The sequence below is a fragment of the Ornithinibacillus xuwenensis genome (genome assembly GCF_039614845.1).
GTDB classification, from domain to species: Bacteria; Bacillota; Bacilli; order Bacillales; family Amphibacillaceae; genus Ornithinibacillus; species Ornithinibacillus xuwenensis.
Map to the genome: position 1 here is coordinate 72,519 of NZ_JBDIML010000006.1, position 23,837 is coordinate 96,355.

Annotated in this window: 27 protein-coding genes; 16 read left to right on the forward strand and 11 right to left on the reverse strand. The window is 37.4% G+C overall.

Going from position 1 to position 23,837, the window contains the following annotated elements; all coding sequences use genetic code 11:
* The first annotated feature begins 13 nt into the window (after window positions 1–13).
* Both ABC228_RS15545 and ABC228_RS15550 read left to right on the forward strand, forming a co-directional pair.
* A complete protein-coding gene (locus tag ABC228_RS15545) occupies window positions 14–574 on the forward strand; it encodes a chromate transporter (protein WP_345826090.1) in 561 nt (186 codons plus the stop codon).
* Complete coding sequence (locus tag ABC228_RS15550) at window positions 574–1,104, forward strand: chromate transporter (protein ID WP_345826091.1); 531 nt, start codon at window positions 574–576, stop codon at window positions 1,102–1,104. The genes ABC228_RS15545 and ABC228_RS15550 overlap by 1 nt, the downstream gene beginning before the upstream one ends.
* Before the next feature lie 60 nt (window positions 1,105–1,164).
* Here the strand turns inward: ABC228_RS15550 and ABC228_RS15555 are convergent, their stop codons facing one another.
* Window positions 1,165–1,614: a hypothetical protein gene (locus tag ABC228_RS15555; RefSeq protein WP_345826092.1), complete on the reverse strand. Its 450-nt coding sequence runs from the start codon at window positions 1,612–1,614 to the stop codon at window positions 1,165–1,167.
* A 31-nt stretch (window positions 1,615–1,645) separates the two neighbouring features.
* Window positions 1,646–2,431, reverse strand: coding sequence for an HAD family hydrolase (locus ABC228_RS15560; RefSeq protein ID WP_345826093.1), 786 nt, complete (start codon window positions 2,429–2,431; stop codon window positions 1,646–1,648).
* 210 nt (window positions 2,432–2,641) lie between these two features.
* Between ABC228_RS15560 and ABC228_RS15565 the strand changes: the two genes are divergently transcribed.
* Window positions 2,642–3,199, forward strand: coding sequence for a nucleotidyltransferase family protein (locus ABC228_RS15565; protein ID WP_345826094.1), 558 nt, complete (start codon window positions 2,642–2,644; stop codon window positions 3,197–3,199).
* A gap of 469 nt (window positions 3,200–3,668) precedes the next feature.
* Here the strand turns inward: ABC228_RS15565 and ABC228_RS15570 are convergent, their stop codons facing one another.
* A complete protein-coding gene (locus ABC228_RS15570) occupies window positions 3,669–3,986 on the reverse strand; it encodes a hypothetical protein (RefSeq protein ID WP_345826095.1) in 318 nt (105 codons plus the stop codon).
* A 263-nt stretch (window positions 3,987–4,249) separates the two neighbouring features.
* Between ABC228_RS15570 and ABC228_RS15575 the strand changes: the two genes are divergently transcribed.
* Window positions 4,250–5,005, forward strand: coding sequence for a phosphotransferase family protein (locus ABC228_RS15575; RefSeq protein WP_345826096.1), 756 nt, complete (start codon window positions 4,250–4,252; stop codon window positions 5,003–5,005).
* 262 nt (window positions 5,006–5,267) lie between these two features.
* Here ABC228_RS15575 and ABC228_RS15580 read toward each other — a convergent pair whose 3' ends face one another.
* Together ABC228_RS15580 and ABC228_RS15585 are read right to left on the reverse strand one after the other, a co-directional pair.
* Entirely contained in the window at window positions 5,268–6,965 is a 1,698-nt protein-coding gene (locus ABC228_RS15580) for a M3 family oligoendopeptidase (RefSeq protein WP_345826097.1), read from the reverse strand.
* A 217-nt stretch (window positions 6,966–7,182) separates the two neighbouring features.
* Complete coding sequence (locus ABC228_RS15585) at window positions 7,183–8,382, reverse strand: dicarboxylate/amino acid:cation symporter (protein WP_345826098.1); 1,200 nt, start codon at window positions 8,380–8,382, stop codon at window positions 7,183–7,185.
* Between the two features lie 121 nt (window positions 8,383–8,503).
* Between ABC228_RS15585 and ABC228_RS15590 the strand changes: the two genes are divergently transcribed.
* Window positions 8,504–8,785 (forward strand): hypothetical protein, encoded by a 282-nt coding sequence (locus ABC228_RS15590; protein WP_345826099.1) that lies wholly within the window; start codon window positions 8,504–8,506, stop codon window positions 8,783–8,785.
* 191 nt (window positions 8,786–8,976) lie between these two features.
* Here ABC228_RS15590 and ABC228_RS15595 read toward each other — a convergent pair whose 3' ends face one another.
* The 5 genes from ABC228_RS15595 to ABC228_RS15615 all read right to left on the reverse strand — a co-directional run bounded on the left by ABC228_RS15595 (window position 8,977) and on the right by ABC228_RS15615 (window position 12,747).
* Window positions 8,977–9,831, reverse strand: a complete 855-nt coding sequence (locus tag ABC228_RS15595) for a CvfB family protein (RefSeq protein ID WP_345826101.1) — start codon at window positions 9,829–9,831, stop codon at window positions 8,977–8,979.
* 381 nt (window positions 9,832–10,212) lie between these two features.
* On the reverse strand, window positions 10,213–10,866 hold the full coding sequence (locus tag ABC228_RS15600; RefSeq protein WP_345826102.1) for an ABC-2 transporter permease: 654 nt from the start codon (window positions 10,864–10,866) through the stop codon (window positions 10,213–10,215).
* A gap of 12 nt (window positions 10,867–10,878) precedes the next feature.
* Window positions 10,879–11,514 (reverse strand): ABC-2 transporter permease, encoded by a 636-nt coding sequence (locus ABC228_RS15605; protein WP_345826103.1) that lies wholly within the window; start codon window positions 11,512–11,514, stop codon window positions 10,879–10,881.
* A 2-nt stretch (window positions 11,515–11,516) separates the two neighbouring features.
* Window positions 11,517–12,368: an ABC transporter ATP-binding protein gene (locus ABC228_RS15610; protein ID WP_345826104.1), complete on the reverse strand. Its 852-nt coding sequence runs from the start codon at window positions 12,366–12,368 to the stop codon at window positions 11,517–11,519.
* Window position 12,369: 1 nt separating this feature from the next.
* Complete coding sequence (locus tag ABC228_RS15615) at window positions 12,370–12,747, reverse strand: GntR family transcriptional regulator (RefSeq protein ID WP_345826105.1); 378 nt, start codon at window positions 12,745–12,747, stop codon at window positions 12,370–12,372.
* A 175-nt stretch (window positions 12,748–12,922) separates the two neighbouring features.
* Between ABC228_RS15615 and ABC228_RS15620 the strand changes: the two genes are divergently transcribed.
* The 3 genes from ABC228_RS15620 (at window position 12,923) to ABC228_RS15630 (ending at window position 15,184) form a co-directional block, all read left to right on the forward strand.
* Window positions 12,923–13,822, forward strand: a complete 900-nt coding sequence (locus ABC228_RS15620; RefSeq protein ID WP_345826106.1) for an AEC family transporter — start codon at window positions 12,923–12,925, stop codon at window positions 13,820–13,822.
* Between the two features lie 24 nt (window positions 13,823–13,846).
* Window positions 13,847–14,407: a hypothetical protein gene (locus tag ABC228_RS15625; protein WP_345826107.1), complete on the forward strand. Its 561-nt coding sequence runs from the start codon at window positions 13,847–13,849 to the stop codon at window positions 14,405–14,407.
* A gap of 72 nt (window positions 14,408–14,479) precedes the next feature.
* Complete coding sequence (locus ABC228_RS15630) at window positions 14,480–15,184, forward strand: cytochrome c biogenesis CcdA family protein (RefSeq protein WP_345826108.1); 705 nt, start codon at window positions 14,480–14,482, stop codon at window positions 15,182–15,184.
* Window positions 15,185–15,338: 154 nt separating this feature from the next.
* Here the strand turns inward: ABC228_RS15630 and ABC228_RS15635 are convergent, their stop codons facing one another.
* Window positions 15,339–15,755, reverse strand: coding sequence for a carboxymuconolactone decarboxylase family protein (locus ABC228_RS15635; protein ID WP_345826109.1), 417 nt, complete (start codon window positions 15,753–15,755; stop codon window positions 15,339–15,341).
* A 122-nt stretch (window positions 15,756–15,877) separates the two neighbouring features.
* On the opposite strand from ABC228_RS15635, the gene ABC228_RS15640 reads away from it, so the two are divergent.
* The 8 genes from ABC228_RS15640 to ABC228_RS15675 all read left to right on the forward strand — a co-directional run bounded on the left by ABC228_RS15640 (window position 15,878) and on the right by ABC228_RS15675 (window position 23,836).
* Window positions 15,878–16,315, forward strand: a complete 438-nt coding sequence (locus tag ABC228_RS15640) for an Lrp/AsnC family transcriptional regulator (protein ID WP_345826110.1) — start codon at window positions 15,878–15,880, stop codon at window positions 16,313–16,315.
* 95 nt (window positions 16,316–16,410) lie between these two features.
* Window positions 16,411–17,082 (forward strand): GntR family transcriptional regulator, encoded by a 672-nt coding sequence (locus tag ABC228_RS15645; RefSeq protein WP_345826111.1) that lies wholly within the window; start codon window positions 16,411–16,413, stop codon window positions 17,080–17,082.
* A 118-nt stretch (window positions 17,083–17,200) separates the two neighbouring features.
* A complete protein-coding gene (gene hpaI / locus ABC228_RS15650) occupies window positions 17,201–18,121 on the forward strand; it encodes a 2,4-dihydroxyhept-2-ene-1,7-dioic acid aldolase (protein WP_345826112.1) in 921 nt (306 codons plus the stop codon).
* Window positions 18,122–18,129: 8 nt separating this feature from the next.
* On the forward strand, window positions 18,130–19,629 hold the full coding sequence (hpaE, locus tag ABC228_RS15655) for a 5-carboxymethyl-2-hydroxymuconate semialdehyde dehydrogenase (protein ID WP_345826114.1): 1,500 nt from the start codon (window positions 18,130–18,132) through the stop codon (window positions 19,627–19,629).
* A gap of 1 nt (window position 19,630) precedes the next feature.
* Window positions 19,631–21,097 carry a 4-hydroxyphenylacetate 3-monooxygenase, oxygenase component gene (gene hpaB, locus ABC228_RS15660; RefSeq protein ID WP_345826115.1) on the forward strand — a complete coding sequence of 489 codons (1,467 nt, stop codon included), beginning with the start codon at window positions 19,631–19,633 and terminating at the stop codon, window positions 21,095–21,097.
* A gap of 31 nt (window positions 21,098–21,128) precedes the next feature.
* A complete protein-coding gene (gene hpaD / locus ABC228_RS15665) occupies window positions 21,129–22,112 on the forward strand; it encodes a 3,4-dihydroxyphenylacetate 2,3-dioxygenase (RefSeq protein ID WP_345826116.1) in 984 nt (327 codons plus the stop codon).
* Window positions 22,113–22,143: 31 nt separating this feature from the next.
* Window positions 22,144–22,620 (forward strand): flavin reductase family protein, encoded by a 477-nt coding sequence (locus ABC228_RS15670; protein ID WP_345826117.1) that lies wholly within the window; start codon window positions 22,144–22,146, stop codon window positions 22,618–22,620.
* A 73-nt stretch (window positions 22,621–22,693) separates the two neighbouring features.
* Window positions 22,694–23,836 (forward strand): Leu/Phe/Val dehydrogenase, encoded by a 1,143-nt coding sequence (locus ABC228_RS15675; RefSeq protein WP_345826118.1) that lies wholly within the window; start codon window positions 22,694–22,696, stop codon window positions 23,834–23,836.
* Window position 23,837 lies beyond the last annotated feature (1 nt).

The following is a 23,837-nucleotide window of genomic DNA, read 5'->3' on the forward strand; positions in this document are numbered from 1 at the left end:
AATTTGCATTACGATGAAAACACAATGGCAGTTATTTTTAGCTTTTTTTCGAGTAGGAATACTTGGCTATGGTGGTGGTCCAGCCTCTATTCCACTCGTTCATAAAGAGGTTGTTGACACGTATAAATGGATGCGTGACGAGGAGTTTGGCGATATGCTTGCATTAGCCAATACACTTCCAGGGCCAATTGCTACAAAGCTGGCAGGTTATATTGGTTATCGTGTCTCTGGTGTTATCGGGATGTTAAATGCAATACTCGCAACAGTATTACCAACTGTTGTATTGTTGATTGTCTTATTGTCTACACTAGCATCCTTTAAAGATATTGACTGGGTGAAAGGCATGACTGCAGCAGTAATACCAGTGGTCGGAATGATGATGGCAACCCTGACTTGGCAATTTTTTGATAAGGCAAGAAAGGGAATGGGATGGATACAGACAATTCTATTGACTGTAGCTGTCTTTGTCTTTCTATACATTTTGAATGTTCATCCAGGAATCATTATCGCAGTGTTAATTGCAACTGCATTATTGATTCGAGATAAAAAGAAAGAAAAAGGGGTGAAATCATAATGCTAGTTTATTGGGAAATTTTCATGGCATTTTTCATTCCTGGTATTTTGGGATATGGAGGCGGACCTGCTTCCATTCCATTAGTAGAAAACGAAGTTGTTGTGCGCTATGGTTGGATGAGTGTCCAGGAATTTAGTGAAGTGTTAGCAGTGGCCAACTCCTTACCTGGTCCAATTGCAACCAAGATGGCGGGCTATATTGGCTATGAGGTTGGCGGTGTTTTTGGAGCGGTTATCGGTGTATTTGCAACTGTGGCACCATCCTTAATTATTATGATTGCACTACTAGGTGTACTGTATAAATTTAAAGATTCTCCAAAAGTAAAACGACTGACGTTATTTGTACGTCCAGTAATCGCTATTTTATTAGGCTTAATGGCTTGGAGATTTTTCTTTGAATCGTATGAAGGAATTGGGCTCGTGCACACCGCAATCATTGCAATAGCAAGCTTCTTATTAATTGAACGGATAAAAATACATCCTGCCTTTGTTATTCTGGGTGCATTTATTTATGGTGGAATATTGTTATAAGGTTAATAAAAAACTACGTATTCGTAATGAAATACGTAGTTTTTTGTTTCAGTAAAAAAATTATAGGGTTATTTCAATGAACTCTCGATCCTCAATAACCAAATCATATGGATCTTTTATCTTGCTCCAACTGAAACTTTTTCTATCTGAAATTGGACGGTCCTCTTGACCACTAATACATGTATAGTACTCAATGATACCGCTCTCCCGTATTGCAACTTCTAGATACTGATAAAGTAGACTTAAGCATTTCCTTTCATTTGGTGATCCTGTAATAGAACGTGGTTTAGGAATAGCATTTGAATAGGCAGTAACCTGGTACTCAAAACTTATGTGCTGACATAATGAAACTCGCTTTTTTAATACAGAATCATAATTATTCTCAAAGTAAAGATGCGTAAAGTCATATTCAGTCCGGTAGACGTTAGGTTTGTCAGGAGATATAGGGCTTTGGCCGAATGCCCCTGTTGGTAGTTTTACAGGTGAAGCCAGATACAGGTATTGTGTCATGATTTCTTCCCCTTAATTCCGTAAAACGATATTATTTGACTAGTCCAAGCTGTTGTAAACCGATGTACACACCTGCTTCAGACACGGAAATCGTTCTATGCTTCGCATATTGGAATAAGTCAGGATTAGCATTTTCCATAGCAAAGCTTTCACCAACTGTTTCGAGCATTTCTTTGTCGTTCATTCCATCACCAAAGGCAATAGCTTGTTCACTTGGTATGTTCAAGCGTTCCAATACTATTTTTACTGCTTCTCCTTTATTGACAGATTTACGGATTACGTCATAGCAATTCTCTGCTCCATTCACATTTACCTGGGAAAGTCTTATATCCTCATCAATTTCATATAGTTTAATATCTTCTGCTCTTAGGTTTAATATTGTAGCTCCCAGTATAAAGCTCATTACATCTTCTTGAACTAGGTCAGTATTTTTTAACTGAAACATTTCCATAAAATTCTTCATGAAGGGCGATTCAAGGGAGGTTACATAGTTTTTCTCACTCGTATATAGAATAATCTCATGTCCATGTTCTTTGGCAATTTGTAAATAAGCTTCAACCGTTTCACGCTTCATTGGTGCATCTAGAATATTTTCCTCTTTGTAAACGGCATAGGCACCATTATAGCCGATATAGGATTCAATTTGAAGGTCGTTCGCTAGGTCACTTAATTCATGCGTTGGCCTGCCAGTTGCTAGAAAAACTTCAATACCTTGAGACTGAATCTGCTGGATGGCTTCTTTTGTTTTAGGGTTATAAGCATGGTCTGGCTTAAGAATTGTTCCATCAATATCTAAGAATAGGATCTTGTATGTCATGGTATTCTCCTTTAATCGTTAAGTATAAGCATAGTGTATCACAAAATTATGAAGGGCAATCAAACGGTGTGTAAATAAATGCTATATGGATTCTAAGACAATCTCTACGTTAATCATATTCTCAATTATGATACGATAATGTTAAGTAGGAACGAATCTTATTATTGGAAACTGCTATTGCAAGAATTATGATATGGAAGGAATTTTAATGTGAATGAAGTCTTAGCCTTTATTGGAGAGAGAATCGGTCAAAAAGGAATTACATGGGGGTTAGGAGGCTCACTTCTGCTTCATTATTATCAATTAATTGATAAACCAAATGACATCGATATTTTGGTTGATGAAAAAAGCGCTCGCCAGTTAATTCATACCATATCACCTTATGGAATTGCTAAAGCAGTGATTCGCTCTAAGCCATTTCAAACGACACATTTTGCTAAATATAAGATTGATAATATTGATGTGGATATAATGGGTGGTTTTGCTATCGAGCACAATGAAGGGCTTTATAAGATAGCGTTTGATAACGAATCAATCGTTGATCATAGAAGCGTTCGTGGGGTAGATATTCCTTTATGCTCCCTGGAGGATTGGTATATATTGTACTGGTTAATACCAGGCAAGCAAGTAAAAGCATTACGAATTGAAAATTATTGGAAGAAGACAGGTGTAAAACATCCTAACTTGTTAGAAAAAGCATTAAAGCAATCTTTACCTGTAGAAGTGAGGAAGAGGGTATCAAATTTACTAGCGTTGGAGAATTGCTAGTAGCAAGCGGAATATTCTATCCAACAGCCTTCGCTTCATACATGACCACCTTAGAAGGAAGTTATTCTAGTTTTAGTAGTTCAGTATGTTATTGTTATTTCATCTTTTAATATTGTTTTGTTCGTGTTGAGGCTAGGTGTCAATGCTGCTATCATATTGAAAGAGGCTGGGACAAAAGTATTTTTAGCAAGGAAAAAACGAACGATTATGGCTTGCGCCTATATTCCGATCCGGAAATATACTTCGCTTTCACTTCCAGTACAGGGGCGACAACTGTTCGTGAGCAACCTCACAGTGTCTACCTTGCCGCGGGCGGCTGGTGAGCCTCCTCGCGTTAGCGCACTGCGGGGTCTCACCGATGCCTTCCCTCCCGCAGGAGTCTACGTATATTTCCGAATCTAGTTTAGTTTTCGTTCGGCTTTTTAGAATTACCTTTTAGTTTTGTCCCATCCTCTTTATATTCTCTGATTTATTTGTTTAGCAAATAAGCGTTCTCTTGAAAGTGAATGGTAACATTTTCTATATCAGCCATGTTAAATGCAGTTTGAAATCGTCTTTCTAAAGCTTCTATAAAGTCCTTATATACTCCCTCTGATATTGATTTTTGCCAAGCAAATTGCTTTGAAAATACTTGGCCGGCTACTGCTTCAATCGGATTAATAGCCATATCTTGTTTTGTTGTCTGCGCATTAGCGTGTGCAGCTAGATTTAATAACAGCACCTCTAAAATTTTTTGTTCACGGTTATTAAAATCATGATTTACCTTTGTAACGATTACATCAACCATTGCTATACTTATGCTAATCTCCACCTTTATTGTTTTATCGATTCATTACCTCTAACTGTTTATCTACCGTATTCATGATACATTCCTCCTTTGTCTGCATATTTACCATATTCTACAAAAATCTAAAAATACCTTTATTTATTTTGGAAAATATTAGGAATGTATGATCGGCAAATATGATACTATTTAATTAACGTTTTATGGTTAATAACAAAAATGAAGTAGAAACGGGTTATAAGAAAAAAGAGAAGGGGCGATAGCTAATGATTTTGGGCACTCCTATAGCAAAAGGAAACACGGCGACAATTTATTTGTGGGATCAAAAAATAATAAAAGTATTCCATGACTATTTACCAGATAATGAAGCCTCCTATGAAGCAGAAAAGCAGATGTATGTCTATTCTTTGGGAGTGACGGTGCCGAAAATAATTGATGTAACAAAAATTGATGGCAGACAAGCAATCGTAATGGAGCATGTAAAAGGGAAAACAATTGGTGAGTTACTAATGGAGGATGAGGGAAAAACGGATTATTATATGAATGTATCTGTTGATGAACAACTAAAAATCCATCAGATTAGCCCTGATTCTCTTGAACCAATGTCTGACAAACTAGCGCGTCAAATTGAGGCAGCACCAATATTAGATATTAGTCAGAAGACAGCATTACTGAAGAAACTGGGAGCATTTACATATAAGAAAAGACTTTGTCATGGAGATTTTCATGTCTACAATCTCATCATGACACCAACTGACGTAGCAATAATAGATTGGGTTGATTCTAGTGCTGGCGATGTCCGTGCAGATGTATACCGTACATATCTTTTGTATTTACAAGTGTCAGCAGATTTGGCTGAACTTTACTTACATTTATATTGTGAGAAGAGTAGTTTGTCTAAAGAGGAGATTTTACAGTGGGCACCTATAATTGCTGCTGCTAGATTATCAGAACATGTTACCTCCGAAAACAGTGAACGATTAGTGGGTATTATAAATCACTATTTAACAGAGGGGAAATAAAAAAGGGGCTGGGACAAAAGTATTTTTAGCAAGGAAAAAACGAACGATTATAGCTAGTGCATATATCCCGATCCGGAAATATACTTCGCTTTCCGCGGGCGGCTGGTGAGCCTCCTCGCGCTGACGCACTGTAGGGTCTCACCGATGCCTTTCCTCCCGCAGGAGTCTACGTATATTTCCGGATCTAGTTTAGTTTATCGTTCGGCTTTTCAGAATTCCCTTTTAGTTATGTCCCAGCCTCTTTTACTCAATCAAGCTTACCTTATAGTGCTTTGTCATCTACAGAATCAAGCCATTCTTCAATCGTGTTAACGATAGAATCTACTGTTCCTTCTTCAAAAGGAGATAGAAGATTTGCTGCTTCAACTAAACCTAAGAATGCTTTTGAACCGCCTAGTTTACATAGGTTTAAATAGTCGTTCCAAGCTTCCTCTCGATTCTCTCTTGAACGCTTCCAGAATTGGAATGCGCAGATCTGTGCTAACGTGTAGTCGATATAATAGAACGGAACTTCGAAGATATGGCCTTGGCGTTGCCAAATTGCTCCTGAACCCCAATAAGGAATATCACCATAGTCACGATGTGGTAAATATTTTTCCTCTAGCTTCTTCCATGCTTCTTTACGATCTGCTGGAGACCATTCTGGATTCTCGTAAACAAGATGCTGAAATTCGTCTACTGCCACACCATAAGGTAAGAAGCTTAATCCACTGGATAGATGAGAGAACTTATATTTTTCCGTATCCTCTTGGAAGAATAGCTCCATCCATGGCCATGTGAAAAATTCCATACTCATGGAATGAATTTCTGCAGCCTCGTGTGTTGGCCAGATATACTCAGGAATTCCAATATTGCGGCTAGAGTATACTTGGAAAGCATGACCTGCTTCATGTGTAAGTACATCAACATCACCAGAAGTACCGTTAAAGTTCGCGAAAATAAAAGGAGATTCATAGTCATCGATGAACGTACAGTATCCACCAGCTTCCTTACCTTTCTTCGCTTCTAGGTCCATTAGATTTCGTTCAAGCATGTAATGGAAAAATTCATTTGTTTCAGGTGATAATTCTTCATACATTTTCTTACCATTTTCAATAATCCATTCAGGTGACCCCTTTGGTGTAGCATTACCAGTCTTGAACTCGAAGCTTTCATCATAAAACTTCAAGGAATCCACACCAATTCGCTCTGCTTGTCTTTCATATAGTTTGGAGACAAGCGGTACAATCGATTCCTGAACTTGTTTCCGATAGTTAGCTACCATTTCATCATTGTAATCAATACGCATCATTCGCACATAGCCTAACTCAACAAAGTTTTTATAGCCTAATGTCGTTGCGATTTCGTGACGAACCTTTACTAATTGGTCATAAATATCGTCGAGCTTCTCAGCGTTAGCTTCGAAAAAACCAGAGCTTGCTGATATAGCTTTTTTACGTACATCACGATTCTTATCTTGAAGAAATGGTCCAAGCTGAGCTAATGTGTAGGTTTCGCCATTAAACTCAACCTGTGCGGAAGCTACTAGCTTCGAATATTCGGATGTTAGCTTGTTTTCTTTTTGCAACAGCCCCATCACTTCAGGAGCGAATGCTTTAATCGAATAGTCAGCAATCTCAAATAGTTGTGACCCCCATTTTTTCTCTAGCTCATCTCGATATGGGGTTTTCATTAATTCTTTATAAAAATCAGTGTTAAGCTTTTGAACCTCAGGTGAAACTTCATCCCAATAATCACGTTCTTTTTGGTAATATTCATCATTCGTATCAATTGAAGCACGAACATATACAAGATTAAAAAGTGTTGAGTAATGATTACGGAATGCATTGATTTGTTCAATAGCTTTATTTTGTTCCTCCGCTGAAGAAGCATTGGTAAAAGCATCCAACAACTCAGCGAATTTAACTTTGTCCTGCTCTAAATCAGGTCGCTCATATGTATAATTCTCAAATGTCTGCATCCAAATTCCCCCTAAAAAGTATTGAAAGAAAACTTTCTATTATAGTTTACACTATTTTTGGAAAAAATAAGATATTTTAGTGTTGAAAATTTTTAGAAATCAGCAGAAGAAAGCGTAAGCTGTTGTAAGGCAATCTGAAGTATATAAAATAAGGAACTGACACACTGCCAGTTCCTGTAATATTTCGTTTGTAGAACGGTTACCTACTGTAATGTTACTAAGCTACTGCTTCCCGTTTTTTCTCAGATTGCTCTACGACCACACTAGCGGTAGCATCCCCCATAACGTTCGTTGCCGTTCGCATCATATCCAGAATACGATCAATTCCTGCGATGAGGGCAATAGCATCAAGTGGTAGATTTACTGCAGTTAGTGTCATTGTAAGCATGACCATACCAGCACCTGGAACACCAGCAGCTCCAATTGAAGCCAATGTTGCAACTAATGCCACCATAAGAAATTGTGAAATCGATAAATCCACACCAAAGTATTGGGCGGTAAAGACGACAGCAACACCTTGGTAAATTGCTGTTCCGTCCATATTAATCGTTGCCCCTAATGGTAGGACAAAGCTACTTGTTTCTTTCGATACACCTAGATTTTCCTGGGTGTTTTTCATAGTGACAGGCAGTGTTCCAGAGCTACTACACGTCGTAAAAGCTACAGTAGTTGCTGGTAGGATACCTTTAAAAAAGTGTAGTGGACTCATTTTTCCTAGAGATTTTAAAGCAATTGAATAAATGATGAGAATATGAAGGACACAAGCAATTAGCACGGCAAGAATTAGCTTCATTAATGGCATCAATACATCTAATCCATATTCACCTACAATCGGAGTAAGCAAGCCAAAAATCCCTAATGGAACGAACATCATGATGACACTGGTTAATTTGTACATTACTTCTGCTAATCCTTCAAAAAATCGCTGAACCGGCGCAGCTTTTTCTCCAACTAGCGTAATGCCAACCCCTAAGAAGATTGCAAAGAAAATAATTTGTAGAACATTTGCAGTTGCTAGTGATTCAATTGGGTTGGTGGGAACAATGTTTAACAGTGTTTCGACGACGGGTTGTGTTTCACCAGAAGGAATCTTTTCCTCATCTAATGAAACATCTATCCCTGTGCCTGGAGAAAGGACGATGGCGACCATAAGTCCTATTGCTATAGCGATAAAGCTTGTCGTTAAATAGTACCCAATGGTCTTACTACCAAGTCTACCAAGCTTTTTCATATTTCCTGCATTCGTGACACCAACAATAATAGTGGCAAGTATTAAAGGTACAATAATGAACTTAATTAACCGCAGGAATAAGTCCCCAATAGGTTGCACATACGTCGCACGATCTCCTAAAATCAAACCAACAATAATAGCTAAAACAAATGCTGCGAGTATTTGCCACAGAAAACTTTTTTTCATACATTCACTCCTTCCATTTTTGTTGAAATCCCTTTCATTAATAAGTACTTATTAATATTTCAATTATTCCTAAATATACATAATATAAATGAACAATTTGAATAGAAATGGGGAAGTGAAAATGATTGTTGAATCTGTGATGACAATTGGATCTGTGTTAGCTGTTTTGGTAATATTATTCGGTTTTATCTTTATTAAGGTGGGAACGAAGACTTATTTACCTTATTTTCCAAGTGTGTTCCTATTTGTTGCTGGAGTGATGCTGTTAATGATTACAACGGTAGCAGATAAAACCGAACTATTTGGGGCAGGACTTGGTGGATGGGGAATAGCTTGTCTGTTTGCAGCTGTAATTGGTTTTTTAGTAACCAGTGTCAGTCACGCGCTTAAGCTACATGATTAAAATAGGGCACTTGTAAGATAGTGCCCCATCAATTCATACTGTGTTCTTGTTGGAAAACTATTTGTACTATTCATGATACATCATGATTTTTTCTAAAACCATCAATAAAAAACGCCTAACTATATTGGAGATACGTTAGACGTTTATGATGAGAAACTTCATTATAGAATTTTCACTTGAAACATGGAGGATTATTTCAAATAAGTCTTTCCCTCACGTTGTTCGATTCTTCCTTCCTTCATTAGCTTCCCTAACGCTCGCTTGAAAGCGGCCTTACTGATATTAAATGTGCCACGAATATCATCGGGATCGCTCTTATCACTAAATGGGATCACACCATCTTGATCTTCTAAGTGTTGTAAAATAATTGCAGCATCATCAACCATTCCATGCTGCTTTAACGGACGGAGGGAAACATTAAGTGTCCCATCATGCTTGACCTCAATTACTCTACCTTGAACAAGCTCACCTAAGCGTGGTTCTTCCTTCCGTTCCGTATGATGGATAAAGCCTCGATAGTCTTCCTCTGTAATAATTGCCGAACCTTCTCTACTTGTGTGATAAACTCTACCAGTAATTGTTGTATTTAGAAGGGAGTCAGGTGCAAGCTCGATGTCTCGCCAAATAATACCTTCCGTTGCAGGAATTGCGAGTAATCTCCCTTTTCGGTCTTTCCCTAACGTCACATAAAGCAAGTCCTCTTCCTTTGGCCATACATTTTCAAACAATGGTAGATCATCCTTCGATACCAGGAATTCCTTAGTCGTTCCGATATCAACAAATACTCCTAAATCAGGCAGAACATTCACTACCTTTGCCCAACCGTAGTGATCCATTAATATAGAAGGAAGTATTGTAGTAGCTGTTAGGTTGCCCTTCTTGTCCTGATATAAAAAGACTTCCACGTCCTGCCCAAGTTCAAGCTTGCTTTCAGTCTCATTGTGATGTAATAATGCTTCAGTCATATCTTTTTCTAAAACATATCCGTTATCAATCTCACGAGAAACCGTCATGGTTTGAATCGTACCGATTAGTGTTTCGCTCATCCTTAACCCTCATTTCATTATGTATTGGAAAAGGGATACCCTAATCATTAGAGTACCCCTTTGATTTCTAAAGTAACACATCGTTTTCTTTTTATATTATCCCGATTTCTCGGGTGGGAAATTCAATTTGTATGTTAAATCAAAAGTTGCTTTTCTCGGTAACGCTGCCGAGTTCGAATTTCGCTTAACCGCGGTATGTCTTCCACTGGAGTTTTCTAACTTAAGCAACGTAAGCCCAACCTGCTCTTACGTCCTTGCGACCCTTTAGTCGCGCCAGTGTGAATAAGCATCAACAAAAACACTGTAGAATGCCAGCTTACTCATATGTTACTTTAGTAACATTACGTATTATCGCATGTCTAAGTGAAATTGTCAAGCTAACTACTTGACAGTAAACGTCTTTGCGGAAAGCTTCAGGGATAAGTAATACAAGAAAAATGCTACGAAAGGTAATGTCAAATAAGGATGAAATGGTATATAGGTTTCGATTAATGGTACCACACCTTGATCCAAGTCATTAAAAAGGATATTGTCCTTCAATTCTAGTATGTTCACTAAAGCATCGAGTGTGAATAAGAACATAATAAAGTACGTAATAACAACAAGCAGTAGCACAATAACTAACGATCTAAATGAATAGGTTAATGGTACATAGATTGATAATAAAAGTAAACCTAGGCTTAAAAGAATAACGATCTCCTTCCAACCGAAAATGTAACTACTATAGTTGAAAATTTCCTCCACTATAAATCCAATCAAATATTGGTAAAAAATAACCGCTATCCAAATCATCATTAACAATAGGTACCTACTAGTCACAATTGATTTTGCAGTAACTGGTAAACTGATCATTAAACGATTGATGTTCGAACGATAATCCATAATATATGGGTGGATAAAGATTAAAGGTAACATTAATCCTAGGCTTATATAAAATGGAGGAAGAGTGGTTATATAACCAATCGGAACCAATAGTAAGCCGGCAATAACGGTTGCTTTATTCACGAATAAATCCTTCTTTAACAAACTAAGCATATTGTTTCCCTCCTATAATAAGTCTCTTCTTACAAAAATACGTAACGAAATCCTAAATGAAACATAAAGTACGGTTAAGGATAAGACAACCAGGATGATGGGCTGGTTATATAGCAGGTAAACTAAAAAATCAATTACTGGTTCATCAAACGTAAGATACGGATTTCCTGAAATAACAGCAAATGTATAGACTAGTATGACAAACGAAATAAGGAAGAAAGTAATGGCATACGTAAAATTTTTAAAGTAGTAGAAGACAGGGATATATACCGATAAAAACAATGCATTTAATGTTACTAGCTGTAAAATGTCATAGCCAGAAAACGAGTGGTTTTTCAAAAAAGGTAAACCTTGATGGGCAACATAATCAATTGACCATAAGAATAGTAAAGCACCAGTTGTAATCATCATAAGGATTAGATATCGTGCTAAAACAATATGCATATGCTTAATAGGCATACTTGCAACAAAACGGTTTACATTATTTTGGCTATCTAAATAAAACAATAGTGGTAAAAACCCTAGTATAACCCATATATTAATTCCTGTGCTTGATACATTCATCACATATGATAAGGGTATTAAAACGATTAATATTAGGAGATAAAGCTGTGAAACTTTTATTTCTTTCATTAGTAAATGTTGCATGACTAAATCTCCTTTCTAGTCATGAAATACATGATATCTTCTAAGCTAGCCTTCTCGATGATTATGCTATCTTCGAATGGCTCGAACAGTGCTGGATCTCCTTCGAATAATGCACGAAACCCAATGTCTGTCAGTTGAAGACCGGTGAATAATTTCTTCGTATCGTCATCGATCATCTCTATGTTCCCTTTTATAACATGGAATTGCTCCTGAATCTCTGCCATACTTTTTTGGAATAGAAGAATTCCTTTATTAATGAAAATAATATAATCAGCAATTCTATCCAAATCTGTCGTGATATGGGAGGATAGAAAGATAGTTTGGTTATCATTGACCATCTTTTCTTGTAATAATTCTAATAGCTCCCTTCTAAAAACCGGATCAAGTCCCGATGTTGGTTCATCCATGATGATTAATTCTGGCTCATGGCTTAACGCAAATAGTAAGGAAGTTTTCATTTTCATTCCTTTAGAGAATTTCTTGATTTTCTTCCGCATTGGTAATTCAAATTTTTCTACATACTCTTGAAATCGTGCTTCATTCCAAGAATGATAAAGTGGAGCAATGAATGCTTTCATATTTTGTATGGTGAAATCCTCATACATATATAAGTCATCATAAACAAATCCTATTTTTTGTTTATTGTTTGGGTCTTTATGGGAATTACCGAATAGTTTGATGTCTCCTTCATCAAACTTAAGAATATCCATCATCATACTAATTGCTGTTGTTTTGCCACTTCCATTTGGACCGATAAATCCTGTGATGTAGCCCTTTGGAATAGTTAGGCTTAAATTCTCTATTGAAAAATCTTTTCTATACTTGGAAACGTTTTGAAATTCAACCACATTCATATTAACTCTCCCCCTCATAATAAATATCGATTAATTGTATGAAATCATCTTTTGAAAGTCCGACCTGTTTACCTGTCTTTACTAATCTTTCAAGATCATTCTCCAATTCGCGTACTTGCCATTCTTTCAAAACATGTGGCTGCTGACCAGCTACAAAAGTACCTTTTCCAACAGCAGAAATTAAGTAACCTTCGTTTTCAAGGTCTTCATAAGCGCGCTTTGTCGTAATAACACTTACCTGCAGTTCTTTAGCGAGCACTCTCATGGAAGGTAGTGCATCTCCTTCTTTTAACTTCCCAGTAAAAATATGCTGCTTGATTTGTTCTTTTATTTGTACAAATAGCGGGTCTTTACTATTGGTTGAAATTACAATGTTCATGATCATCACCTCCATCAGATGTGCATATTGTATATATAGTGTATATACAATATATACACTATGAAAAAATAAGTGTCAAGAAATAATTGGAAAACTAAGTTGAAATCCTCTTAATCTATTTTGAGGAGTGTTATACTAATTAGGAAAATAAATTACATGTAATGGAGTTAATGAAATGGTTTTATTTCTTAATGTTATCCTTCCGATAATGGCTGTATTTGGGGCGGGGTATGTTCTTCAACGGATTAAAGCAGTTGATGTAAAAGCTGTATCAACGGTATCAATTTATATCTTTTTACCAGCTTTAGTGTTTACGAAGCTATATGAAGCAACCTTCGATGAGCGATACACAATTTTATTAGTATTTGCATTCATTCAATTAATTGCCATGATTATGTTGAGTAAAGTTTCTAAAAAAATCATGAAGTGGTCACATTCAGTTGAAAGTGCCTCGATACTAACAACTGCTTTTATGAACGCCGGTAACTATGGGGTACCAGTTATCTTATTTACAATAGGGGAAGAGGCACTACCGTATGCCGTATTTTTTATGGTTATTCAGACAATGTTCATGAATTCCTTTGGGGTCTATTATGCTTCCAGAAGTTCTAATGGAATGGGACAAGCATTGAAGAAGGTATTTAAAATGCCAGCTACATATGCGGCTATATTCGCTATAATTCTACAAAATATTGCCTGGGAAATACCACCTTCAGTTTATTCTACTCTGACAATGGTAGCTGGGGCAGCTATTCCAGTTATGATGGTATTACTAGGAATGCAACTAGCATCAATTACCTCGATTAAATTTAATTGGCAGGTAATTATTTCTGCCGTTTCCATACGAATGATTATTGCCCCGTTAATTGCTTTTGGGTTCGTGATGTTAGTGGATGTAGAGCCGTTAATAGCTACAGTACTGATTATTTTGTCAGCTATGCCAAGTGCAGCTACAACCACAATGTATGCAATACAATTTGATACAGAGCCAGAATTAGTTTCAAGTATTACGTTAGTTTCTACCTTGTTTAGTGTTATTTCATTAACTGTATTATTGAATCTTCTACCAACATAAAAATCGAGACAGAATGGAGTTGTCATGATGAAAAAAATAAAAAACGCTTGCAGATTAAGTATATTGATTGGTTTATTTGTCGTGTTGTTTGGCTGTGAGGATACATCGGATGCTTTAGCTGAAAATGATCAATCTCATGCTTATGAATCTGTAGATACAGAGGTTTCCTCAAACGCTAATGAATCTAGTAAGACATCTCGTGATGACAAAGATGATAGTGCAGAGGAAAATAGTGAAAGCAATCGTAATAATGAAAATGATGTGGATGAATCTTCATCCAATAAATCCAGTTCAGAGGATGAAGAGGAAGGCAGCAACGAAAAGGATGAAAGCGTAGAATCACAGTCTTCTAATGTGGAAATTTCCTCTGGATCGTCCGCAATCGAATACTTAAAACGGCAATTACAAATGGAAGATAATGAGGATATTGAATTTAATGATATGGGTGGCGAGCTAAAGACCGATGATAATGGCTCCTATTATACCATTGTATTAACTTCGAAATCTATGAGAGAAAGTGGCGGAAGTGGGACAGTAGGTTTGTACAAGGTCTATGAAGATGGCGAATATATGATAAACGAATAATGATTATTTAGCGTTAAGCGTTACTAGTGATTTCGTTATATGTTAAAAATTATTTAATCTAGGAGGATATAAATGTCTGAGGTTAATATTTTTATCGCGTTTGGGGCAGGTTTCTTGTCGTTTATTTCCCCCTGTGTGTTGCCATTATATCCAACCTTTCTATCCTATATTACTGGCATGAGTATTAGTGAATTGAAAGAGGATAATAAGAAAATTACGAAAAGAGCTGCATTGCATACAGCTTCATTCTTATTCGGTTTCTCACTGATTTTCCTAGTTCTTGGTTTTTCATCATCGTATATCTCGGAATTTCTAAGAACTTATCAAGATATTGTTAGGCAATTAGGAGCAATTCTTATCATCTTCTTTGGGTTAGTAATCGTAGGGATCCTAAACTTCGAATTTCTAATGAAGGATAGAAGGATTCGATTCAAAAATCGACCTTCTGGATTGATTGGTTCTATCTTAATTGGATTCACATTTTCATTAGGATGGACACCTTGTATGGGACCAATACTTGGCGTCGTTATGTCTTTAGTTGCAACTGACCCTGAATACGGCATGCTGATGATGGTTAGTTATATCCTTGGCTTTTCAATACCATTCTTTGTGCTATCCTTTTTCATTGGTAAATTAAAATGGATTAAAAAGCACAGTGCAAGATTAGTTAAGATAGGCGGATATTTGATGATTCTCTTTGGTATTGCCTTATTCTTTGATTGGATGAGAAAATTAACTGGTGCTTTAGCGGGGCTATTTGGCTTCTATGGGCTCTAATCGTATATTTTACATAGAAAAGAAAAGCTTGGATCTGATGCTTACACCCGAAAGTTAGATTTTTTACTCTAACTTTTGGGAGGCAGTATCTCTTCCAAGCTTTTTCTTGTTAGGTTTATTGACTTCTCATCGTTTCCTTCAATTAATACCGAGTTTAAAAATTCGTTGCCTCCAATTTCAACATTGCACCAAAGTATTGAGAAGCTGTGGTAAACGCAATAAATGAACAAAGTTCACTGATCTCTGCATCTGTAAATGATTGTTTTAGTACATGAAATATGGAGTCCGGTATGAAGCTCTTTTGCTTCAGAAATACGTCTGCAAAACCAACAGCAATGGATGTCTTTTCATCGAAATGCTTAATGTCAGGCTTTCCTTTTGCTTTACAATACGCACACCCATTCTGTTGTGCTAAGGTTCTTCTAACCTGTTCTTTAAGATTAGAAGAGAGGAAGCCATCAGCTTCTAAAACATTTCCTAAGGAGGACCACCTTTCCATTACCGCTTTATTATGTCCTAACAGCCTCTCGAAAGGGGTTCCCCCGATACTAGATTTTACAATTCTTGCCATGTTTATTACCTCCTTGATATATTAATTATAGAATGTTAAATATACAATTAACATTAAACACTAAACGCAATTATATTGTTATCTTAGTAAAATTAACGAGTTATGGAGGAAAATGTTAAAGTATGAAAATAGACAAAGTGGATAGAAGGATATTGGATGAATTAAAAAATAATAGTCGCTTATCCATGAGTGAACTAGGACGAAGAGTGAATTTATCTTCTCCATCTGTAACGGAACGAGTTAGACAAATGGAATCCTTCGGTGTCATAAAGGGGTACACATTAGATGTAGATGTTGAAAAGTTGGGATTGCCAATCCAGTGCATCATAGAAGCAACAGTGAAAAATGGCGATTATAATTCTTTTAAAAAACGTATCGAGAAGCTTTCCAATGTAGTGTTTTGTTATCGTATAGCAGGTAACGCATGTTACATGATCAAAATGAACTTTGAAACCTTTTTGCAAGCAGAGGAATTTATAGACTCCATTAGTCCATTGGCCCAAACGGTAACCCATTTTATCTTTTCTGAGGTACAGGTGTCGACTAAATTTGATGTGTAAGGAACAAATTCTATTCGAATAACATTTTGTTATATAAAGAACACAGTATTCAGAATATTGACATCATATATCATTTCCTATACTATAATTGTATTATGGTGAATGAAAACAAACAACAAAAGGTGTATCGTGTATTAAAGGGTAGGATTATTGAGCGGGAATATGTGCCTGGGCAACGAATCGTAATTGATCAAATAGCCAAGGAGCTTGAAACAAGCTCTATTCCTGTTCGGGAAGCAATACGCCAGCTTGAAGCAGAACGACTAGTTGTGTACAAACGAAATATTGGACCAGTTGTTGCAGAAGTTAATGAGTCCGATTACCTTGATACAGTTTATGTGTTAGCTGTACTGGAAGGCTATGCAACTGCACAAGCTGGTAAGGATTTTCCGAAAGAAAAGCTTAATCAATTATGTGAGCTAAATCAATTAATGGAGGTGGCATTAGAGGATTTTGATATCATTCAATATAGTAAGCTTAATGCAGCTTTCCATCGCATCATTTGTGAAGAATGTAAGAATACGTATTTAATAGAATCTATTCAACATACATGGAATCGAATTGATTCCATTAGAGGAACCGGCTCAACCCTCTATTCCAAACGTGTGAAGGAATCCATTACGGAGCATCAGCAAATCATAGAACTACTGGAGAATGGAGATTCAGATAAATTAGAGTTCTTAGCGAGGGAACATAAAATTAAAACCGCAGAAAACTTTGAGAAAAGAAGAAGAAACCTATTGGAAACCAATACATTATCGACTTAGAGAAAGAACTGGAGGATATTCTAGTTCTTTTTCTTTATTGACATCATATGTTAAATCATATATGATTTATTTATTCAGAAAATTAATATTTTTATAAACAAAGAGTGGAGGTAATCAGATGGCTTTTGAAGAAGCAAAAGAAAGGTTACGAGGCTCAATTGCACCAGTGATAACACCTTTCCATGAAGATGAGCGGATTGATTTTGAGAAGTTCAAGGAATTAATTAACTGGCAAATTGCTAGTGGAAGTCACGGAATTTCTGTAACCGGTACATCAGGGGAACCTAGCTCGATGTCAATAGAGGAACGGATTCATGTGATGGAAACAGCATGCAAAACCGTAAATAAAAGAGTTCCTTTCATCCCGGGAACTGGTTCAACTAACCATCAAGAAACACTCCACATGACGAAGGCTGCACAAGAAATGGGAGCAGATGCTGCAATGGTCATCGTTCCATACTACAATAAACCCAACCAACATGCTTTATACAAACACTTCAAAGCAATAGCAGATTCAGTAGATATTCCTATCATCTTATACAATATACCAGGTCGAACAGCAATAAATTTGGAAGCGGTTACAATCGCTAGATTAGCAGAAGATTGTCCAAATATTATTGGCGTGAAGGAGTCCAATAAGGACTTTGAACATGTTAATCAAGTATTGCTGAAATGTGGTCGAGACTTTAATCTCTATTCTGGTATTGAGGTACTGTGTTACCCGATGCTAGCAATTGGAGGAGCTGGTCATATCAGTGCTACGGCAAATGTTGCACCACGTGAGGTAGCTGCTATTTATAACCACTGGGCTAAGGGAGAGGTAGAGAGGGCACAAGATCTTCATTATCATCTCATGCCTTTAAATGATGTGCTTTTCCGAGATACTAATCCAGCCCCCGTAAAGGCTGCACTTGGGATGATGGGTAAAATAAAACCCATTCTTAGAAAACCATTAGATGTCCCTTCAGAAGCGATTCAATTAGAGATTAAAGATGTATTACTAGATTATCAGCTTATTACAGAAGATGTGGAAATTTAAGGAGGGGAATGCATTTGGAACAGAGGGTTGAGGATGTCAAACTCTACATAAATGGAGAATTTGTAGAAGCAAGAAGCGGTGAAACCTTTAAAAATATAAGTCCGTTTACAAATGAACCCATTAATCTAGTAGCTAAAGGAGATAGCGTAGACATAAACGAAGCAGTATTAGCAGCCGGTGAAGCTTTTCGAAAAGGACCCTGGGGATCGATGAAGCTAAAAGAGAGAATGAAATACATTGATCGAATTGCAGATTTAATTGAAGAAGAATCAGAAGCAATTGCAAAGCTGGAATCCTTAGATTCTGGTCTCCCGATTAGTCAGACACGTAAGATGGCAGCTCGTGGTGCAGAGAATTTTCGCTTTTATTCGAGAATGGTTCAGGCAAGGATGCATGGCGATGCCTATCAGGTAGATGAGGAATTCATGAATTACACCGTGTATAAACCATTAGGTGTTGTCGGATTAATCACACCTTGGAATGCTCCATTTATGTTATTGACCTGGAAGGTAGCACCTGCATTAGCTACTGGAAATACCGTTGTGTTAAAGCCAGCAGAACTCTCTCCATTATCAGCTAATATTTTGGCAAATGTTATGCAGAAAGCAGAGCTACCAAGTGGTGTCTTTAATGTTGTTCACGGGTATGGTGAGACGGCTGGAGAGGCTCTAGTAAAGCATCCAACAGTCAAAGCAATCTCGTTTACAGGTGAAACAACAACTGGAAAACGCATTATTAAGAATGGGGCAGATTCCTTAAAAAAAACCTCGATGGAGCTTGGCGGAAAGTCTCCATTAATCGTATTTGAGGATGCAGATTTCAATAATGCTTTGGACGCAGCTGTTTGGGGAATCTTTTCTTTTAATGGCGAACGCTGCACTGCTAATTCACGGGTATTTGTCCATAAAAGTGTTAAGGGGGAATTTGTGGAAGCATTAAAAGCTCGTGTCAAAAATATTATAGTAGGAGATCCAAAGGATGATGAAACGGAAATTGGTCCGTTAATTGATAGAGGGCATTTTGAAAAGGTTAGTGGATATATTGAACTTGCTAGAGAAGAAGGCTGTGAGGTATATCAGGGAACGGTACCTAATCGGCTGAAAAGTGGAAATTATATTCCTCCTACATTATTGCTTCATGCAAAGAATGATATGCGAGTTTGCCAAGAGGAGATTTTTGGTCCCGTAATGGCTGTAATTGATTTTGAAACAGAGGAAGAAGTTATTTCCATGGCGAATGATGTGGATTATGGTCTAGCAGGCTATGTTTGGACAAATGACATAAAACGTGGTCATCGTGTCGCCCAAGCAATTGATTCAGGAATGATTTGGGTGAATTCACAAAATGTTCGAGATCTACGAATTCCATTTGGTGGTATGAAAGCAAGTGGTATTGGACGTGAAGGTGGACATTTTGCAATCTTTGAGTTTTATACAGAACCAAAGGCCATTCATGTAGCAATCGGAAATCACCATATACCGCAATTCGGAAAGAAGGGGAGGGCTTGATATGCCAGCTAAAACTGGAGCAGAATATATTGAACGATTAAAAAAAGCGAATAACAATGTTTATATACATGGAGAAAGAGTAGCGGATGTTACGGAGCATCCAGCCATTAAAAATGTCATTAAATCGATGGCAAATTTGTATGATGTCCAGCATGAGAATGCTGATAGAATGCTTTATACTTCACCGACTACCGGGAATAAGGTTGGAATGACTTTTCTGCAGCCAAGAACTATAGAAGATTTAATTGCCCGTCGTGAAGCCACACAGGAATGGGCTAGGACTTCAGGTGGGATGATGGGACGTTCACCAGACTATTTGAATGCTGAAGTAATGGCAATGGGAGTGAATAATAGTTTATTTGCAGAAGGAGACCCTCGTTTTGCAGAAAATGCAAAAAATTATTATGAATATGCCAGAGAAAATGATATTAGCTTAACACATACACTCATTCATCCTCAAGTTAATCGTGCGAAAGCACAGCACCAGCAAAAGGACGCAAATGTTGCGCTACATCTTGTAGAGGAAAGACCAGATGGAATTATTGTCGATGGAATTCGCTTACTAGCTACACAAGGTGGGATTACAGATGAAATTTTGGTCTTCCCATCTACGGTAAAGAAAGCTGGAGAATTGGATGATCCATACTCACTAGCCTTTGCAATTCCTAACAACACGCCAGGATTAAAATTTATTAGTCGTGAATCGTTTGACTATGGGAAGAACGAATGGGATCACCCATTAGGAGCACGGTTTGAAGAAGGTGATGCCATTGTATCCTTTGATAATGTGTTTGTACCTTGGGAAAGAGTATTTGTGTGCGGAAATTCCTCTGTATGTAATCGTACGTTTAAAGAGACAAATGCTGTTGTTCATATGTCACATCAAGTATTAGCAAAAAACATTGTCAAAACAGAATTTGTATTAGGTGTAGCACTTAGTATGATGGATGCTATTGGAATCGATCAATTCCAGCATGTGCAGGATAAAGGTGCTGAAATCATGCTTACATTGGAAACGATGAAATCACATCTATATCGGGCAGAACACAATGCAAAGCTAGACAATTCAGGTACAATGACGCCGGATTTTGCAGCGCTCGATGCAGCACGTAATTGGTATCCAAGAATTTATCCAAGATTGACGGAAATCATTCGTGTTCTAGGTGCATCTGGTCTAATGGGAATTCCTACACAAGAGGATTTTAATCATGATGAAATTGGTCCAATTATTCATCGTGGATTGCAAGGGAAGAACTTAGAGGGCTATGAGCGTGTTCAGCTTTTCCGACTAGCTTGGGATATGACACTAAGTGCTTTTGGTAGCAGGCAAACTCATTATGAATATTACTTCTTTGGAGATCCGATTCGAATGGGTATGACTTATTTTACGAATTATGAAAAGGATCAATTTAAGCAGTATGTTGCGGATTTCTTAAAAAAATCAAGTGGAGTCAATATCGCTAAATAGACTATCGTCATTTGTGTGGGAGGGGAATTAGGTGGATTTTAATGTAATTCGTTGTGCCAGAGCAATTTTACATGTTACGGACTTGGACCGATCAAGAAAGTTTTATGTTGATGCATTAGGTTTTATTGAAACAGAGTCGGATGAAAATCATATTTATCTTCGTGGTCTAGAAGAGCATTCACATCATAGTCTCATGTTGAAAAAAGCAGTAAAGCCGGCTGTTGAGGCTTTAGGGTATAAGGTTTCTTCCAATCGTGATTTAGAAGCATTGGCATTGATGTTTGAAAAAAATGGCTTCACAACGAAATGGATAGAAAAAGGAGAACAGTATGCTCTTGGGCGAGCCTTAAGAGTACAGGATATTTCTGGATTACCCTTAGAGTTTTTCGCGGAGATGGAGACAGTTGATCGTCTCTTACAGCGATATGATTTATATAAAGGATCTAGAATGCAACGAATTGATCACTTTAATTGTGCTGTTCCAAATGTCGAAGTGGCATATGAATTTTATCAGCAAGAGCTAGGGTTTTCCTGCTCAGAATATACGGAAACCCAAGAGGGAAGTGTTTGGGCAGCCTGGTTACATCGAAAACAAAATGTACATGATATTGCCTTTATGAATAGTCTAGGACCAAGACTCCATCATATTGGGTTCTGGCTGCCAGATCAGCTGTCCCTTATTCATACCTGTGATGTGCTTGCATCAATGGGATATGGAGAAGCAATTGAGCGTGGGCCTGGAAGACATGGATTATCAAATGCTTTCTTTTTATATTTACGAGATCCAGATGGTCATCGTATCGAGTTATATAATGGCGATTATTTAACAAGTGATCCTGACTTTAAACCGATTCGTTGGGATATTAATGACCCGATGCGACAAACGTTCTGGGGGCATGAGGCTCCGGATAAATGGTTTAAAGAGGCATCGGTCGTATTAGATGTTCTAACAGAAAAGGAAGTGGAACTTGTGCCCGCAAAGCTTGCACAGCATAAGCCTACATTCGTCATTTAACTAAAACTTTAGATGAAAAGGGGGTCAGCAAATGGATGATCGAATGTTTCGTACCGCAATGGGAAAATTTGCTACTGGAGTTACTGTCGTCACGACGAAGCTAGGAGAAGAAGTCCATGGCATGACCGCGAATGCTTTTATGTCTGTATCTTTAGATCCTAAACTCGTAGTAGTTTCAGTTGATCATCGAGCAACTATGAAATCATATATAACACATGCCAGAAAATTTGCTATTAGTATTTTGAATCAAAATCAAAGAGACTTGTCTGCATATTTTGCAGGTCAAATTGATGAAACTCGTGAAATAGACTTTCATTGGTTTCATGAAATGCCAACCATCAAAAATGCGCTTGTTAATATCGTTTGTGAATTACATGAAACTGTGGATGCTGGAGACCATACCTTGTTTATTGGGAAAGTCACAGAATTGATTGTCCAGGAGGGAGAGCCTCTGGCGTTTTTTAACGGGAAATATCATGATTTAGTGAAAAGTGAACGTGTGAAATAAAAGAGATAGGGGGAGAATAACCCCCTACTAAATCAAGTTTTCTCTCTATTTTTGCATGAATGGAGGTTTGACCATGAGACAGCAATTGGATATGTCATCTAATACGTCAATGGATATATTTGAAAAGATTAATGGGCATGAACAGGTGATGTTTTGTAATGATCCGAGTACCGGTTTACAAGCAATTATTGCAATCCACAATACTTCTTTAGGACCAGCCCTTGGTGGCACTAGAATGTATCCGTATGCTAGTCTGGATGACGCACTTCAGGATGTTCTTCGACTTTCTGAGGGAATGACTAATAAATGTGCCGCTGCCGATATTGATTTCGGGGGAGGAAAAGCAGTAATAATAGGGGATCCGAAAAAGGATAAATCTCCAGCAATGTTTCGTGCCTATGGTCAGTTCGTCGATTCTTTGAATGGTAGATTTTACACTGGAACAGATATGGGCACAACAATGGAGGACTTCGTGCAAGCTTCGAAAGAAACAAATTTTATTAATGGAATACCTGAGGAGTTCGGGGGTAGTGGTGATTCATCAATCCCAACCGCACAAGGAGTAATTTACGGATTAAAAGCAACGAATCATTATTTGTTTGGTAATGATGCTTTAAAGGGAAGAACCTATGCAATCCAAGGGCTAGGAAAGGTTGGCTTTAAAATAGCTGATAGCCTTTTACGTGAGGGTGCGAACTTAATTGTAACAGACATCTATCCTGAAGTAATTGCTGCAATTGAGGAGACAGCAGCACAGTATAATACAGCCGTAACGGTTGTTGAAAGCAATGAAATCTATGAAACGGATGCGGATATTTTTGTACCTTGTGCGATGGGTGGAATATTGAATGAAGAAACAATTCCTAAATTAAAGGTAAAAGCAGTTGTTGGATCAGCAAACAACCAGTTACAAGCAGAGCATCTTGCCAAGAACCTTCATGACAAGGAGATTTTATATGCACCAGATTATATTGTAAATGCTGGTGGGTTAATTCAAGTAGCAGATGAGCTCTATGGTCCAAATAAAAATCGAGTTCTACTCAAAACGAAATCCATTTATCAAGCAATACTAGAAATCTATCAACAAGCAGAACTAGATGTCATTACAACGTTAGAAGCAGCAAATCGAAAATGTCAGCAACGACTCGAACAACAACGTCATCGAAATAACTTCTTCACAAGACACAGAAGTCCGAAGTGGACAATTAAAGAATGAG

Excerpts from the sequence above, each read along its gene's own strand:
- hpaB (WP_345826115.1), top strand. The coding sequence starts at position 19,631 with ATGCCAGCTAAAACTGGAGCAGAATATATTGAACGATTAAAAAAAGCG.
- ABC228_RS15580 (WP_345826097.1), bottom strand. The coding sequence starts at position 6,965 with ATGCAGACATTTGAGAATTATACATATGAGCGACCTGATTTAGAGCAG.
- ABC228_RS15575 (WP_345826096.1), top strand. The coding sequence starts at position 4,250 with ATGATTTTGGGCACTCCTATAGCAAAAGGAAACACGGCGACAATTTAT.
- ABC228_RS15555 (WP_345826092.1), bottom strand. The coding sequence starts at position 1,614 with ATGACACAATACCTGTATCTGGCTTCACCTGTAAAACTACCAACAGGG.
- ABC228_RS15630 (WP_345826108.1), top strand. The coding sequence starts at position 14,480 with ATGTCTGAGGTTAATATTTTTATCGCGTTTGGGGCAGGTTTCTTGTCG.
- ABC228_RS15560 (WP_345826093.1), bottom strand. The coding sequence starts at position 2,431 with ATGACATACAAGATCCTATTCTTAGATATTGATGGAACAATTCTTAAG.
- ABC228_RS15600 (WP_345826102.1), bottom strand. The coding sequence starts at position 10,866 with ATGCTTAGTTTGTTAAAGAAGGATTTATTCGTGAATAAAGCAACCGTT.
- ABC228_RS15615 (WP_345826105.1), bottom strand. The coding sequence starts at position 12,747 with ATGAACATTGTAATTTCAACCAATAGTAAAGACCCGCTATTTGTACAA.
- ABC228_RS15605 (WP_345826103.1), bottom strand. The coding sequence starts at position 11,514 with ATGCAACATTTACTAATGAAAGAAATAAAAGTTTCACAGCTTTATCTC.
- hpaI (WP_345826112.1), top strand. The coding sequence starts at position 17,201 with ATGGCTTTTGAAGAAGCAAAAGAAAGGTTACGAGGCTCAATTGCACCA.
- ABC228_RS15585 (WP_345826098.1), bottom strand. The coding sequence starts at position 8,382 with ATGAAAAAAAGTTTTCTGTGGCAAATACTCGCAGCATTTGTTTTAGCT.
- ABC228_RS15595 (WP_345826101.1), bottom strand. The coding sequence starts at position 9,831 with ATGAGCGAAACACTAATCGGTACGATTCAAACCATGACGGTTTCTCGT.
- ABC228_RS15670 (WP_345826117.1), top strand. The coding sequence starts at position 22,144 with ATGGATGATCGAATGTTTCGTACCGCAATGGGAAAATTTGCTACTGGA.
- ABC228_RS15545 (WP_345826090.1), top strand. The coding sequence starts at position 14 with ATGAAAACACAATGGCAGTTATTTTTAGCTTTTTTTCGAGTAGGAATA.
- ABC228_RS15675 (WP_345826118.1), top strand. The coding sequence starts at position 22,694 with ATGAGACAGCAATTGGATATGTCATCTAATACGTCAATGGATATATTT.
- ABC228_RS15640 (WP_345826110.1), top strand. The coding sequence starts at position 15,878 with ATGAAAATAGACAAAGTGGATAGAAGGATATTGGATGAATTAAAAAAT.
- ABC228_RS15570 (WP_345826095.1), bottom strand. The coding sequence starts at position 3,986 with ATGGTTGATGTAATCGTTACAAAGGTAAATCATGATTTTAATAACCGT.
- ABC228_RS15645 (WP_345826111.1), top strand. The coding sequence starts at position 16,411 with ATGGTGAATGAAAACAAACAACAAAAGGTGTATCGTGTATTAAAGGGT.
- ABC228_RS15610 (WP_345826104.1), bottom strand. The coding sequence starts at position 12,368 with ATGAATGTGGTTGAATTTCAAAACGTTTCCAAGTATAGAAAAGATTTT.
- ABC228_RS15625 (WP_345826107.1), top strand. The coding sequence starts at position 13,847 with ATGATGAAAAAAATAAAAAACGCTTGCAGATTAAGTATATTGATTGGT.
- ABC228_RS15590 (WP_345826099.1), top strand. The coding sequence starts at position 8,504 with ATGATTGTTGAATCTGTGATGACAATTGGATCTGTGTTAGCTGTTTTG.
- ABC228_RS15635 (WP_345826109.1), bottom strand. The coding sequence starts at position 15,755 with ATGGCAAGAATTGTAAAATCTAGTATCGGGGGAACCCCTTTCGAGAGG.
- hpaE (WP_345826114.1), top strand. The coding sequence starts at position 18,130 with ATGCATTTGGAACAGAGGGTTGAGGATGTCAAACTCTACATAAATGGA.
- ABC228_RS15620 (WP_345826106.1), top strand. The coding sequence starts at position 12,923 with ATGGTTTTATTTCTTAATGTTATCCTTCCGATAATGGCTGTATTTGGG.
- ABC228_RS15550 (WP_345826091.1), top strand. The coding sequence starts at position 574 with ATGCTAGTTTATTGGGAAATTTTCATGGCATTTTTCATTCCTGGTATT.